At 59.7% G+C, this 14,902-nt stretch carries 12 protein-coding genes; 4 read left to right on the top strand and 8 right to left on the bottom strand.

Translation table 11 applies throughout. The features are described 5' to 3' along the window. Nucleotides 1-123: 123 nt before the first annotated feature. Nucleotides 124-1,110 carry a LacI family DNA-binding transcriptional regulator gene (locus DWV20_RS05875; protein WP_118256616.1) on the bottom strand — a complete coding sequence of 329 codons (987 nt, stop codon included), beginning with the start codon at nt 1,108-1,110 and terminating at the stop codon, nt 124-126. Nucleotides 1,111-1,493: 383 nt separating this feature from the next. On the opposite strand from DWV20_RS05875, the gene DWV20_RS05870 reads away from it, so the two are divergent. Continuing rightward, the gene (locus DWV20_RS05870) at nt 1,494-2,699 is read left to right on the top strand and encodes a galactokinase family protein (protein ID WP_118256592.1); all 1,206 of its coding nucleotides are present in this window, start codon (nt 1,494-1,496) and stop codon (nt 2,697-2,699) included. Continuing rightward, nucleotides 2,690-4,318: a UDP-glucose--hexose-1-phosphate uridylyltransferase gene (locus DWV20_RS05865; protein ID WP_233539784.1), complete on the top strand. Its 1,629-nt coding sequence runs from the start codon at nt 2,690-2,692 to the stop codon at nt 4,316-4,318. The genes DWV20_RS05870 and DWV20_RS05865 overlap by 10 nt, the downstream gene beginning before the upstream one ends. Before the next feature lie 315 nt (nt 4,319-4,633). On the opposite strand, the gene DWV20_RS05860 is transcribed toward DWV20_RS05865, so the two are convergent. From DWV20_RS05860 to DWV20_RS05830, 7 genes are all read right to left on the bottom strand, one after another. After that, on the bottom strand, nt 4,634-5,569 hold the full coding sequence (locus tag DWV20_RS05860) for a hexose kinase (protein ID WP_118256615.1): 936 nt from the start codon (nt 5,567-5,569) through the stop codon (nt 4,634-4,636). A 53-nt stretch (nt 5,570-5,622) separates the two neighbouring features. Next, nucleotides 5,623-6,504 (bottom strand): aldose 1-epimerase family protein, encoded by an 882-nt coding sequence (locus DWV20_RS05855; RefSeq protein WP_118256590.1) that lies wholly within the window; start codon nt 6,502-6,504, stop codon nt 5,623-5,625. Nucleotides 6,505-6,880: 376 nt separating this feature from the next. Beyond that, nucleotides 6,881-7,405, bottom strand: a complete 525-nt coding sequence (lacB, locus tag DWV20_RS05850; RefSeq protein ID WP_117583544.1) for a galactose-6-phosphate isomerase subunit LacB — start codon at nt 7,403-7,405, stop codon at nt 6,881-6,883. A gap of 63 nt (nt 7,406-7,468) precedes the next feature. Further along, nucleotides 7,469-7,897: a galactose-6-phosphate isomerase subunit LacA gene (gene lacA / locus DWV20_RS05845; RefSeq protein WP_117654933.1), complete on the bottom strand. Its 429-nt coding sequence runs from the start codon at nt 7,895-7,897 to the stop codon at nt 7,469-7,471. Nucleotides 7,898-8,200: 303 nt separating this feature from the next. Continuing rightward, a complete protein-coding gene (locus tag DWV20_RS05840) occupies nt 8,201-9,208 on the bottom strand; it encodes a hypothetical protein (protein WP_147346310.1) in 1,008 nt (335 codons plus the stop codon). Between the two features lie 465 nt (nt 9,209-9,673). Further along, nucleotides 9,674-10,012, bottom strand: a complete 339-nt coding sequence (locus tag DWV20_RS05835) for a PTS lactose/cellobiose transporter subunit IIA (protein ID WP_089572387.1) — start codon at nt 10,010-10,012, stop codon at nt 9,674-9,676. A 214-nt stretch (nt 10,013-10,226) separates the two neighbouring features. Further along, a complete protein-coding gene (locus tag DWV20_RS05830) occupies nt 10,227-11,231 on the bottom strand; it encodes a LacI family DNA-binding transcriptional regulator (protein WP_117862751.1) in 1,005 nt (334 codons plus the stop codon). A gap of 356 nt (nt 11,232-11,587) precedes the next feature. Between DWV20_RS05830 and DWV20_RS05825 the strand changes: the two genes are divergently transcribed. Together DWV20_RS05825 and lacG are read left to right on the top strand one after the other, a co-directional pair. Continuing rightward, nucleotides 11,588-13,357 (top strand): PTS transporter subunit EIIC, encoded by a 1,770-nt coding sequence (locus DWV20_RS05825; protein ID WP_118256588.1) that lies wholly within the window; start codon nt 11,588-11,590, stop codon nt 13,355-13,357. 66 nt (nt 13,358-13,423) lie between these two features. Then, nucleotides 13,424-14,863: a 6-phospho-beta-galactosidase gene (gene lacG, locus DWV20_RS05820; RefSeq protein WP_118256587.1), complete on the top strand. Its 1,440-nt coding sequence runs from the start codon at nt 13,424-13,426 to the stop codon at nt 14,861-14,863. Nucleotides 14,864-14,902: the final 39 nt, after the last annotated feature.

Below are 14,902 nucleotides of genomic sequence, written 5' to 3'. Positions count from 1 at the left end.
AAGCCTCCTAGATAGACAAATGAACCCGTCTATCATAGCACTCGCCTTCATAGTCACGGCTATCTGCCGGCATCCTTACCGATTGTTATTGATATGCAACGCCGAGCCGTTGACCTGCGAAAACTATGCGCGCGGCGCTGCCGTGGTGTGTCGAACGATGAGCTGACCGGGAATACGAATGGCGACGGTTTTGTCCGATGCCCCCGCCTTGGGAACTGCGCGCTCGAACACCTCGCGCCCGCGCTGATGCAGATCGAATCGAACGGTCGTGAGCTCGTTATGTGCGACAAAGTCGTCGAGCGAGTCATCGACGCCCACCACGCTCACGTCCTCGGGCACGCGCAAGCCGCTATCGCGCAGCGCGGCAATGGCGCCGTTTGCCATCTGGTCGTTTGCCGCGTAAATCGCCGTCATGGTGCGGTCGTGCTCAGCCAAGTACCGAGCGGCCTCGTAGCCGCTGTTGGCAGACCAGTCGCCCTCGAGTGGTGCCTGCGGCTTAATGTGTTTACGCTCGAGTGCATCCTGCCAGCCGGCGCGACGAAATTGCTCGTCGACCGAGAACGACGGGCCGCCGATATAACGAATCTGCTCGTGCCCCAGCTCAAACAGGTGATCCATAAGCAATAGCGAGCAGCCGTAATGGTCGGAATCGACCGTGGTCACGCGCGGATGCGCGTACATGGTAACGATGACCGTTCCAATGCCCGGCAACGGATCGAACGTCTCGAAATCGGGCGCCATGCGACTCATGCCGATGATGATACCGTCCACGGGCAGCGCGGCCATACGACGCGTGGCCTCGGCAAGCGAAAACTCCTCGGTCTTGGACATCTCGACCAGCGTGATGGCGCAGCCGTGCTCGCGGGCCGCGCTGGCAATGCCGTCGATCATCGTCAGGTTGCCAAACTTGGTGACATCGTTGACACACAGGCCGACCGAATGGTAACGACCATCGCGCAGCGAACGACCGGCATAACTCGGACGGAAGCCGAGCTCTTGCATAGCGGCTTGCACGCGCTGGCGCGTCTGCTCGTTGACGTTAGGAAGGCCGTTGGCAACGCGCGAGACCGTCTGCTGCGAAACGCCGGCAGCGCGGGCGACGTCGGCCATGGAAACCGGACGCATACCTGTATCGTTGGAAGGGCGCCTTGCCACAAAATCACCTTCGCTCTTGCGAGATCTAAATAGCGTGAATGTCGGACCGGGCGGAAATACGCCCCGCACCGATGCCCGCTATCGTCGGACGCATGTTAACGTACTCTACTTTTTCTATCAGCGCCTCTTCTGCTTTATAAGTCCATACGGCAGTACCGTTCACGGCTGAATTTCTACCGATTACCAGATTCTCAAAAAGTGATAAGTGTTGTGTTATGAGTACGTTAACATAGCCCGTAACGTGCGGCATCGTAGATGCTGAGTTTATGCCGCTTCAGATTGTTAACGTACTCACTACGACGGAAAACTCGTCAGTATGCGCCAAGGAAAGGACCCTCATGACCACCCCCGACGAAAAGACACTCGCCACGCTCACCAAGCTGTTTGAGGAGGAGTTTGGCCCCATCGGCGATCGCCAGGTGCTCTATGTGCACGCGCCCGGCCGCTCCGAGATCAGCGGCAACCACACCGACCACGAGGGCGGCCACGTTATCGCCGGCTCGCTCGATGTCGCCGTTGACGGCATCGCCGTGGCAACCGATTCCAACAAGGTCCGCGTTGCCGACGAGGGCTATCCCATGTTTGAGATCGTGCTCGACACGCTGAATGTTCAGGAGTCCGAGAAGGGCACGTCCGCAAGCCTCGTGCGCGGTATGGCCCACGAGGTCGCAGCGCTTGGTGTTGAGCCCCAGGGCTTCGACTTCGCCTTCACCTGCTCCGTCCCCTCGGGTGGCGGCCTTTCCAGCTCTGCCGCCGTCGAGGCCGCGTACGGTCGTGCCATGGAGGCACTCTGGGGCGCGCCCGCCATTGAGCCCGTCACGCTCGCCCAGATGAGTCAGCGCACCGAGAACAACTACTACGGCAAGCCCTGCGGTCTGATGGACCAGGCCGCTGTGTGCCTGGGCGGCCTTGCCTACATGGACTTTGAGGACCAGGCCCAGCCTAAGACCCAAAAGCTCGAGCTCAACTTTGAGGATCACGGTTATGCGCTTGTGCTCGTTAAGGTTGGCGCCGACCATGTGGCAGCTACCGACGACTACGCCGCCGTTCCGCGCGAGATGCAGGACGTCGCCGCCGAGTTTGGCAAGGCACGCCTGTGCGAGGTCGACGTTGCCGACTTTGACGCTAAACTCCCCGAGCTGCGCGCCAAGCTGGGCGACCGCGCCTGCCTGCGCGCCGTTCACTACTGGTACGAGAACGGCCTGGTCGACAAGCGCTGGGCAGTGCTCAACGCCGGCGACATTGACCAGTTCCTGGTCCTGACGCGCGAGTCCGGCGCCAGCTCTGCCATGTACCTGCAGAATGTCGTTGCCAAGCTGGGATCTGAACAGCCTTCCATGTATGCCTTGGCGCTGGCCGAGCACGTGCTCGACGGCCGCGGCGCCGTTCGCATTCACGGTGGCGGCTTTGGTGGCACCATCCAGGCCTTCGTGCCGCTCGATCTGGTCGACACCTTCATTGCCAAGATGAACGGCTGGCTGGGCGAGGGCTCTGCCCGTCACTACGCCATCTCTGACAAGGGGGCTTACGCGGCATGGCTGTAATGACTGACGTGCGAGAGGCCGCGCAGAACCTGATCGAGTACGCCATCCACCGATCGATGATCGGCCAGGACGACCGGATCTGGGCATACAACACCATTCTGGAGTGCATCGGCGCTACGGGTCCCGCGCTCGATATGGCCTGGGCGCTCCGGGTTGAGAAACTCTCGCTCTTGCACCCCAATACCTTGCCCGACTTTGATCTTGAAGGCACGCTTGCCGCGCTTTCCGAGGCCGCCGTTACCAACGGTGCCGCCGAGGACACGGCGTCAGGCCGCGACCGCATCGCCATGCGCATCATGGGTGCGCTCATGCCGAGGCCTTCGGTTGTAAACGAGGAGTTCAACGGACGTATGGGCGTCAACGAGCCCCGCGCCGCAACCGACTGGTTCTACGGCCTGTGCTGCGACGCCGGCTACGTGCGCCGCGCCGCCATCGCGCGCAACATCAAATGGAGCACCCCCACCAACTGGGGCGATCTTGAGATCACCATCAACCTCTCCAAGCCTGAGAAGGACCCGCGCGATATCGCCGCGGCAGGTGCCGCCAAGAACACGGGCGAGAAGTATCCCGCTTGCCAGCTCTGCATCGAAAACGAGGGCTATCCCGGACGCTCCGCTGCAGCCGACGGCGGCGCTCACCCCGCTCGCCAAAACCTGCGCATTATCCCCATCCAGCTCAACGGCGAGCGCTGGGGTTTCCAGTACAGCCCGTACGCGTACTTTAACGAGCATTGCATTGCCATGAGCTCCGAGCATCGTCCGATGCACGTCGACCGCAAGGGCCTGACCTGCCTGCTCGACTTTGTGGACCTGTTCCCGCATTACTTCATCGGCTCCAACGCCGACCTGCCTATCGTGGGCGGCTCGATTCTGTCGCACGACCACTTCCAGGGCGGCGCGCACGAGTTCCCCATGATGCATGCCGCCGAGGTCTCGCAGTTTAGCGTGCCCGGTTTTGACCAGGTCACCGGCACTGTGCTGCAGTGGCCGCTCTCGGTGCTGCGCCTGCGCTCGCATGACCGCGCTCAGCTGCTCGACGCTGCCGAGAAGATTATCCTCGCCTGGCGCGAGTGGACCGACGAGTCTGTGGGCGTTATCGCGCACACGGCCGACGGCGTAGCGCACAACACCGTGACGCCCGTCATCCGCCGCGTCGACTCCCGCGGCAACGCCGGCGGCGAGATTTACGAGGCCTACCTGGCGCTTCGCTGCAATATCACGACCGACGAGCATCCGCTGGGCGTTTTCCACCCGCATGCCGAGTATCACCACATTAAGAAGGAGAACATCGGCCTGATCGAGGTCATGGGCCTGGCTATTCTTCCGCCGCGCCTGGTTCCCGAGCTCGGCGCTGTCCGCGAGCACCTGCTGGCAGCCAAAGCCGATACCAGCTACGACCTTGCCAGTGCGCTCGAGGGCGACGACCTTTGCCGCAGCCATGCCGCATGGGCCGAGGACGTCTATGCCCGCCGCGCCGACGAGCTTGCGGCAGATAACGCCATCGACATCCTGCACGAGGAGGTTGGCGTGGTGTTTGGTCACGTGCTCGACAACGCCGGCGTCTTTAAGTGGGACGAGGCCGGACGCGCCGCCCAGCAGCGCTTTATCGACTCACTGTAATGATCCCCTGGGGACGAAGGAAAACGGATCATTTCGTCTTCAAGACAACGGCGCCCGCCGGCAACATCGCCGACGGGCGCCGTTTTTGAGTGTAGCCATTGGGGACGTTCTTAAACGACCAGTCATTAAAGAGCGTCCCCAATGACTACGTCGATGTTTTGGCAACGACAGCGAAAACCCGCCAGAGCGAGCAAGGTGCCTTGAAACAAGGCGGCATTGACCTTCTGGTCATGCCGCCGCAGTTGAAAGGCAGATTGCCGCTCTGGCGGGTTTGCAGCGTCGGCTGGTTACGCGGTTTGGTAAAACCGCGTAACTCTACAGTTCAGTCACGACAACGTTGTTGAAGATTTCATCCCAGCGGTCCATGACCAGGTGGCCGGTCTTGGGATCCATGGCGTTGAGCTTACCGCAGGTATTGGCGGTCTTGAGCACCGTGACGTCGTCGGCACCAGCAGCAATGGCATGCGCAAAACCGGCGATAGTCGAGTCGCCGGAACCCGTTGCGTTCACAGCCGCAATCGCGGGCGTCTTGGCGCGGAACGCGCGACCCTCATGGAAGCCCACCGAACCGGCAGCGCCCATCGAAACGACAACCCAGGGGATACCGGCAAAACGGTCATCGGCGGCAAGCGCCTCGCGCAGGGCATCGACATCATCGGTCGTAAAGGACGTACCCAGTAGGCCGTTAATCTCGGTCAGGTTGGGCTTTACGAGCTCGGGCTTGGCATCGGACTCCAGCGCTGCCTCCAGCGATGCACCCGAGGTGTCGAGCAGCACCTTGGCGCCCGCCTCCTCGGCGATCTTGACGAGCTCGGCATAGTAGCCGGCATCGACGCCACGCGGCAGCGAGCCCGAAAGCGTCACGACGTCCGCCTTCGCTGCAAGCTCGGCGAACTTGGCCGTAAAGGCCTCGAGCTCGGCCGGGGCGATTTGCGGGCCGCTCTCCAGCAGCTCGGTCTGATTACCCTCGTGCAGAATATTCAGGCAAATGCGCGTTTCACCGGCGATGGGCACAAAGTCGTTCTTGACGCCGTCGGCATCCATAAGCTCGGCCATATAGGCACCCATGTGGCCGCCAAGCAGACCAGTCGCGAGCACGTCGTCTCCCAGTTGCAGCAGCACGCGGCTCACGTTGAGGCCCTTGCCGCCAGCGGTCTTTTCGGGCGTCACACGGTTAACGTCGTCAATGACCAGCTTGTCGAGCTGATAGCGCGTATCAATCGACGGGTTCATGGTAACGGTCAGAATCATATTGAACTCCTGTTCCGGGGCGGCATGACCCACCCCAAACATACGATAGCTCGTTAAAGGATCTCGATCTCAAAGCCGCGGGTGACGGTCTCCCCCGGCTTGGCAACCAGGCAGCCACGCTTGTGCTCCAGAATATCGTCCTCATCGGAGCAGGTAGACAGGCCGCCCCACGGTTCCACGGCCACAAAATCGCCCTCGGGCTTGCTCCACACAATCAGGTACGGCATATCGGGGAACGTCAGGCGCACGCCCTTGTCCTCGGTTTTCTTGGTCAGCGTAACCACACGGCTCTCGAGCACGTCGAAGATGGTCTCCGCGAAGTCGAAGAGTTCGTGGGTCAGCGGCAGGTTCTGGCCGATCATGGGGTTCTTGCTGCGATGCTCAACATCAATCAGGCCCGTCGAGGGAACGGCAGTACAGAGCTCGGTGGCCTCACGCTGCTCAAAACGAAGCTCGTAATCGTCATAGGACTCGCCCTCGTCGAGCGGGCACTTAAAGCCGGGGTGACCGCCTACAAAGAACGGCATGTCCTCGGTGCCCTCATTGGTCACCTCGTACGACACGGCCACCTTTTCCGAATCGATCGTGTAACGAGCAACGATCTTAAACGGATACGGGTACTGCTCGAGCAGTTCGGCATGGTCGGCAGAGCTTAGGCTCAGCGCAACCATGTTGTCACTCTGTTCCTCGAGCTTCCACTCCTGTTTGCGCGCAAAGCCGTGGCGGGCGAGCTTAACCTCGCGGCCGCCCATGGTCATTGCGTGACCGTCGCGAAGGCCGCCGCAAATCGGAAAGCAAATGGGTGCCTGGCCCGACCAGACCGCCGGGTCACCCCGCCACAGGTACTCACGGCCGTTGGCCGCAATAGAAGTGAACGACCCGCCCGCCGTGCTCAACGCCACACGAATCAAGCCGTTATCAAGAACAAACTCCATAGGAGCCTTCCCTTTCTTACGACAGCCCGCCAAGTCAATAGGGCTGATAGAAAACCGGCCCGCGCCCCCTCACAGAAACGCGAGCCGTCAATTGAAAAGCTGCAGAATGCCGGGGACCGCCAAGAGCGAAGCACTCAAGCCAAGCAAGCAAACGTGTTATCGGAGCAGCTTGCCGTATCAGAAATCTTCGCAACAACAGCGGTAACCCCACAGGTCACTCAGACATCAGCGAGAAGCCAGCTGGCGAGGCAAGGTGCCGTGAAGCGAGACGGCATTGACCTTCTGGTCATGCCGTCGAAGCTGAGCGGCAGATTGCCCGCCAGATGGCTTCGCAGCGTCGACCCGTTACGCGGTTTGGCAAAACCGCGTAACCCCACTAGTCGTGATACTCGCCGCGGTCCCACTTCTCGAGGAACTCGTCAAAGAAGTGCGGATCAGCCTGAGCCTCGGCGTCGGCCTTGTTGCAGGCGTCGATCTTGGCAATCAGGGCATCGTGCTCGGGAGTCTTGTCGTAGGGCTCCTCCAGGAAGGCAAGCATGATGTCAGCCATCAGGAACTCGCCGGTGATCTTGCCGCCAAAGCCCACGATGTTTGCGTTGAGCTCGCGACGGGCATACAGGGCAGAGGTCATGTCGCGAACCAGGGCGCAGCGGGCGCCGGGAACCTTGTTGACGGCGTTGGTGATGCCGATGCCGGTGCCGCACAGGGCCACGCCAAAGTCGGCCTTGCCGCTGGCAACAGCCTCGCCCACGGCCTTACCGTAGATGGGATAGTGCGTACGGGTGTGGCTGTAGGTGCCGCAGTCGAGCACCTTGTAGCCAGCCTGCTCCAGGCGGTCGGCCAGATAGATCTTCTCGTCCGTAACGATATGGTCGCAACCGATTGCGATGGTCTTCTTCATCAGAACGTCCTTTCGTCTGAATTCACAAGTTGAGGTAGAAGTTCGAGTTCTCGGTGGCTCTCGTTAGGCCATCTTGTTGAGCATGTCGACACGGATCTGGTGACGGCCGCCGGCGTACTGGGCGCGCAGGAACTCGCGGGCGATCTTCTTGGCGACCTCGGTGCCCACAACGCCCGGGCCCATGGTGACCATGCGCGAGCCGTTGTGCTCGCGGGTCATGTAAGCGGAACGCTCATCGGAAATGTTGGCGACGACCATGCCCTTGATCTTGACGGCGGCCATATAGGAGCCGACGCCGTACTTATCGAATGCGAAGCCCTGGGAATCCTTGTGCTCCAGCAGGTCCTTGGCAACGGCGGTGGCGGAATCGACAAAGTCCGCGGCAGGGGTCTCGGAATAGTCGACGACCTCGTGACCGTCGGCGATGAGCATCTCCTTGATGGACTCCTTCATCGACATACCGTCGGCATCAGAAGCGATTACAGCCCTCATGACATCCTCCTTGAGAGATACGCAGGTGCGCAGTTTCTGTTTGGAAGTGTTGAATCGCGTTCAGGTCCGGGCATCTGAATGTGCGGTTCTTCACTGTTCATGTTTATTTGAACACATTCGAACAGAGACTGCAACAATAATTTGTTTGTCTTTGTTCTTTTTTGAACAAATACCGTTCGCGGATGATTGGCGACCGTTTGGGCCCGGCGCGAACATAGCGACCATGTGTTCAACAAACAAAAGGGCGGCCGAGAACGTGTCTCGGCCGCCCTTCGGCGGTATGCCCCGGTATATACAGCTGTTTTAGTTACTCGGACTGCCCACCTTTTTGGTGTGCTTGGACGGAGTACTCAGAAAGCGGCCCGTTAAATAGTTCGCCGGGCCGGAAATATCAATCCCCAGCAGCACGTGCCCCAGCCACAGAAACGCCGCGAGCACCAGCAATGGAATCACGCACGAGGTCACGATCATCACGATGACACCTTCGATCAGATCGGTCACCTGTTGCACAATCTCATCGGTCATCTGCTTGGCGCCGCTGGTCACCGACGTGACAAGACCCGAGGCGCCGTCGGCAAGCTGCTCAAGCACATTCTTGGACTCTGTGGACTCGGTCTTTTTCTTGCTTGCTTTGGAGCTGTCGCTATCTGCCGCATCCGCAGCCTTTTGCTGAGCTTGCTCAATACTTACGCGATACGTTTCATCGACCTTCTGCGACACCCATACGCTTGCGGGCACCAACACCATGCCAATTATGGCGACCACCAGCACACGCGTTGCCACGCGGCGAATGACTGTGCTCGTGCTCCAGCGTCCGTGAATGCCAAGTGAGATCGCAAAGAGCACCAGCGCAAACGGGATCAGGATGCCCAGGCCAACCGACCACAAAATCGTAAGCAAATATTTCTCTAGGTATAGCACGGCAAGCACGATACCAAGGTTGCCTGAAAGCTGTGCGAGCTGCTCGGCGACTGGCGTTCCAGTATCGCCCGGCAGCGCAGTGATACCCGCAGATAGGGCGACGCACGAGGTCGTGAGCGCCAAAACATTGCCCTTCTTTTGATCGATGACCTCGATGGTGGAGTCCCAAGTCTTGGTATCGGCAAAATGCGGACGAGCTACAAAGCCCGACAGCAGCGCCAGTACCACGAGCGCAACGATAAAGCCAATCTGTAGCTTTTTGTTTGCGCACACGATATCGGACAGGCTGGGCTGCAGCTCGGTTACCGTCGTGTGCTCGGTTATCTGGACAGGACGCCCATGAGCCATCTCGTGCGCGTCTCTTTTTTGTATTGACCCGTTATCCGGCATTTGGATACCTCCTCATTCCGGCCTGTATTGCGGGTGAAAGTATACCCATCCAGCGAAAAACCGAACGAGAGGGCGTGCAGAAGCTCCATAACGCTGCTAGTCGAACAGTGCCATTTCAAAACTATGCCGGTTTACTACCGTAAAACCGATAGGACCGACCACATTTGCTATTAGCAGAAAATGGCAAGCTTTCTACCTGCGGCTTTGATAACGCTGTTCTTTCCATAGTTGAAAGAATACGATTCATCGTAGTAAACCGGCATAGTTTTGTAACCGACGGGTCGAGTCGGCACCGCAACAAACCTAATAACCCGTTTTCTTCCATCCTCAAAGGATCAAATGCATGGCAGGAGTGTCCCAAACTGCCGGCAGATAAGGAACGTCCCCAAGTGCCGGATTAACAGAAAAAGCCCTGCCGCTACCCGCGGCAGGGTTTTTGGAAGGGGACTTGGTTGCGAAGGTTCGTTAAGCGAGCTTGGCCTCGAGTGCGGCGATGCGCTTATAGGCATCGATGGTAAAGCGGGTCTGCTTCTCCAGGATCATGGTGGTCATGAGAGTATCCTGAGCGTGAGCCATGATGAAGGTCATCTCCATCTCGCCGCCGCCGGCCTCCTGCGAAAGCAGCTTGGTCTGCGTGTCGTGGGCGCCAATGAGTGCATCGCTCGCATCCTTGTGCAGCTGTTCGGCCTTCTCAAAATCACCCTCGCGAGCAGCATCGAGCGCTGCAAGCAGATCAGTCTGGGCGTCACCCGCGTATGCGACGATCTCGAATCCAACCATCGAGATTTCTTCTTTGGTTGCCATATTGCGTTCCTTTCACATATGAACCAATGGAGAGCATCGCGTCCGGGCATACGCGCTGCGTTGTGTATGACAGAAACATTAACATTCAAACAAAACAGAACAATGCAAAACGCAATTTCGAGCTATGAACGGTCGATTTTCGCCCGTGAACGGTTTTTAAACCAATGCGAACAATATCGAACACAATTAGTGGCAACCCAAACAGGTCCACACCCTAGCGTACATCGCGCACCGTATCACCCTCTACGAGCATGCCGGGGATCAGCATGTGCTCCACGCCAGACGCACCCCCCTCGGCGCCGGCAATCTTGTCGACAGCCCACATGCCGACGCGCTTGTTGTCAAAGCGCACCGTGGTCAGGCGACGGTCGGGCACGATGTCGCCCAGACTATCGTCAACACCCACTACGCTCACGTCCTGGGGCACGCGCTTCCCGCGCGACTCGAGCCCGCGAATGCAGCCGTAGGCCATGGCATCGTTGGAAGCATAGATGGCGGTACAGGTCGGATCGTCCGCTAGAGCCTGACCGGCAGCATATCCGCTCTGTGCCGTCCAATCGCCACGGACGAGTCGCGGCGGCTCAATACCATGTGCGCGCAGTGTCTCACGCCAGCCTTCCTCGCGCTGCATGCCCGAAAGCGAGCGCTCGGGGCATGAGATAAAGTGCACGGTCTTGTGCCCCTGCACCAGCAAGTACTCGACCACCTGGCGCGAGCAATCGAACTGGTCGTTATCGACCGTTGAACAGAGCGGGTGCTCCAGCATGGTAACGAGCACCGTCTGCATACCGGGCAGCGGCTCGAAGGTGCCAAAGTCCGCCGGCATGCGATTCATGATCACAACCATGCCATCCACCGGAAGTGCGCTCATGCGCGACGATGCACTCTCGAGGGTATACGGATGCCCGTCTACTTTAGTTAGGGTGATGGCATAGCCGTGTTTGTCGGCCGCAGCGGTAAAGCCCTCCATACGGTCGAGGTTGCCGGTGCCGGTAATGTTGAACATGGCGACACCGACGGTCTTAAACTTGCCGCGGCGCAGCGATCGACCGGCAAAATTGGGACGATACCCCAGCTCGCGCATGGCGGCACGCACGCGCTCCTTGGTCTCGGGGCGCACGCTGGGCGAATCGTGCACGGTGCGCGAGACCGTCTGCTCCGAGACGCCCGCGAGACGCGCCACGTCCTTAACGGAAACCGATTTTTTAACAGCGGCCATAGGTCGATCTTTCTATGTCAACGATGCCATTGGCGGCACCCTACGCAGTCAAATGAACGCCTTCAAGTATATCCAACACCTCCCCCACAATACGTTTACCACCTAAAACCTACCGTTCACCGACAATCTTGCTTCCCCGAACGGCTTTTGTCGCCCAAATGTTAACGTTGCCATTGTGCAAACACAGAGCCACCGGGCGGCTCAAACGTTTACGCATAAGGAATCGACGGTTCGCAGGCACAGGAACCATCAGTTCGCGTCTTTTTTTGTGTCGCAAAATGGCAACGTCAACATTTTGGCAACCGAACGCCAAAAGTTACCATCGTTGCTAACCCACCGACTCTTAGGAGCATTGCATGGAGCAACTCATCGCCATCATCGAAAAGGGCCAGCCCTTTTTCAACGCGATCGCCCGCAACAAGTACCTCAAGGCGATCCGCGACGGCTTTATCTCCGTCATCCCCATCATCATCTTCTCGTCCATCTTCTGCCTGGTAGCCTCGGTCCCCAACATCTGGGGTTTCTACTGGCCCGATGACATCAACAACGCCCTGTGGAAGTGCTACAACTACTCCATGGGCATCCTGGCCATCGCCTGCGCCGCCACCACGGCCAAGCACTTCGCCGACGCTCAGAACCGCGATCTGCCCAAGAACAATCAGATCAACTTTATCTCGTGCATGTGCGCGGCCATCATCGGCTTCTTGCTCCTTTCGAGCGACACCATCGCCACGGACGCCGCCAGCGGCTTCAACACCACCTATCTTGGTTCCAAGGGCCTGCTGACTGCCTTCATCGCTGCGTTTGTGACCGGCATCATCTACAAGTTCTTTATCAAGCGCAACATCACCGTCAAGATGCCCGAGCAGGTTCCGCCCAACATCTCGCAGACCTTTAAGGACATCATCCCCTTCTCCGTCTGCATCACCGTCTTTTGGGTCTTTGACATCGCCTTCCGCGCTGCCTTTGGCTTCTGCTTTGCCCAGGGCGTCATCCAGGTGTTCCAGCCCCTGTTCACCGCTGCCGATGGCTACATCGGCCTCGCTGTGATCTACGGCGCCATGAGCCTGTTCTGGTTCGTGGGCGTCCACGGCCCCTCGATCGTCGAGCCCGCCATCGCCGCCGCGCTCGTTGCCAACATGACCGACAACCTGGCTGCGTTCCAGGCTGGCCAGCACGCTTCCGCTGTCCTGACCCAGGGTGCCCAGTACTTCGTCGTCTGCATGGGCGGTACCGGCGCCACGCTCGTCCTGGTCTTTATGTTCTGCTTCCTGGCCAAGTCCCAGGAGATGCGCGCCGTCGGTAAGGCCGCCATCGTCCCCGTGTGCTTTGCCGTCAACGAGCCGCTGCTGTTCGCCGCGCCCATCGTGCTCAACCCCGTCTTCTTTGTCCCGTTTGTCTTTGCCCCGATCGCCAACATCTGGATCCTCAAGGTCTTTATCGACTTCTTGGGCATGAACGGCTTTATGTACACCCTGCCTTGGACCGTCCCCGGCCCCATTGGCACCATCATGGGCCTGGGCTTCCAGCCGCTCGCCTTTGTGATGCTCGCCCTTATCCTGGTCGTCGACTTTGCCCTGTACTACCCTTTCTTCCGTGCCTATGACGCCCAGAAGTGCGCCGAGGAGGCCGAAATCTCCCGGGAGGAGCTCGCCGCCAAGAACGCCGAGAAGGCCGCCAAGCTCAACGACGCCTTCCAGGGTAAGGCCGACGCCAAGAGCGTTGCCGCCGGCGCCGCTGCCGAGGTCGTAAAGACCGACGCCGCCCCCGCTGCTGCCACCACCGAGGCTACGGCCGCCAGCGACCTCAACGGCAAGCGCGTGCTCGTGCTCTGCCAGGGCGGCGGCACCTCGGGCCTGCTCGCCAACGCGCTGGCCAAGGCCGCCAAGGAGCGCGGCATCGATCTTGAGACCGCTGCCGATGCCTATGGCAACCACGTGGACATGCTTCCCGACTTTGACCTGGTCGTCCTGGCTCCGCAGGCTGCCAGCTACCTGGCCGACCTGCAGAAGGACTGCGAGCGCGTGGGCAACAAGTGCGTCGCCTGCCGTGGTAAGCAGTACATTGAGCTCTCCCAGAACGGCGACAAGTCTCTCGCCTTTGTGAGCGAGCAGCTGTCGAAGTAAGCAACGCTTAGGGCCAGCCAGCTATCCAAGACAGGCTGGCCCTTCGATTTAAACGATTGGATCATCATGTCCGTTAACCCCGCCAGCGTCACCAACCCGCCCGCGCAGTTCCCCGAGGACTTTGTCTTTGGCGGCGCCACTGCTGCCTACCAGGTAGAGGGCGAGACCCGCACCCACGGTAAGGGCAAGGTCGCCTGGGACGACTTCTTGGAGGCCCAGGGCCGCTTCTCTCCCGATCCCGCCTCCGACTTCTACAACCAGTATCCGGTGGACCTGGAGCTGTGCGAGGAGTTTGGCATCAACGGTATTCGCCTCTCCATCGCCTGGAGCCGCATCTTCCCCGAGGGCACCGGCAAGGTGAACCCCGAGGGCGTGCAGTTCTACCACGACCTATTTGCCGAGTGCCACAAGCACCACGTTGAGCCGTTTGTCACGCTGCATCACTTCGACACGCCGCTGCCCCTCTTTGAGAAGGGCGACTTCCTCAACCGCGAGACCATCGACGCCTTTGTGGACTTTGCCACCTTCTGCTTTAAGGAGTACGCCGACCAGGTAACCTACTGGTTCACCTTTAACGAGATCTGGGCCGACGCCTCCAACACCTACATCGAGGGCACCTTCCCCGGCGGCGTCAAAGCTCATCTGGCCGAAGCCTTCCAGTGCGAGCACAACATGATGCTCGCCCACGCCAAGGCTGTACTGGCCTTCCACAACGGAGGCTTTAAGGGCAAGATCGGCGTCATTCAGTCGCTGGAGTTTAAGTACCCGCTCAACGAGAACGACCCCGCCGACATCAAGGCCGCCAACAACGAGCACGTGCTGCAAAACCAGTTCCTGCTCGACGCCACCTTCCGCGGCGACTATGCCCCCGACACCCTCGAGTGCGCCAACCGCCTGGCCGCCATCTCGGGCGGCACCATCGAGATCCTGGACGAGGACCTCGAGATTATGCGCGAGGCAGCGCTCTACAACGACTACCTGGGCGTTAACAACTACCAGTGCCGCTTCCTCAAGGCTTACGATGGCGAGAACGACCTGCACCACAACGGTACGGGCGAGAAGGGCACCGGTCGCTGGCGCGTCAAGGGCATTGGCGAGCATGTGAACAAGCCCGGCATCCCCACCACCGACTGGGACTGGATCATCTATCCCGAGGGTCTGTTCGATCTGCTCGTCTACATTAAGCAGCGCTACCCCAACTACAAGCAGATCTTCATCACCGAGAACGGTATGGGCTACAAGGACCCCTACAAGGACGGTTTTGTGGACGACCAGCCGCGCATCGACTACATCGAGCAGCACCTGCGCTGGCTGCTCAAGGCCATGGAGGTGGGCGTCAACGTGGGCGGCTACTTCCTGTGGAGCCTGCAGGATCAGTTCTCCTGGACCAACGGCTACAACAAGCGCTATGGCTTCTTCTACGTAGACTTTGAAACCCAGAAGCGCACGCCCAAGGCAAGCGCCTACTGGTACAAGCACGTGGCGCAGACCCGTCGTCTGGACTAGCGACTTGCGACTAGCGGCATTGCCCCACTCACATAACTT

The organism is Collinsella sp. AF02-46-1 (genome assembly GCF_003465825.1).
Taxonomy (GTDB): domain Bacteria; phylum Actinomycetota; class Coriobacteriia; order Coriobacteriales; family Coriobacteriaceae; genus Collinsella.
The sequence above is the reverse complement of the archived record's forward strand: the minus strand, read 5'-3'. Positions and strand labels throughout refer to the sequence as shown.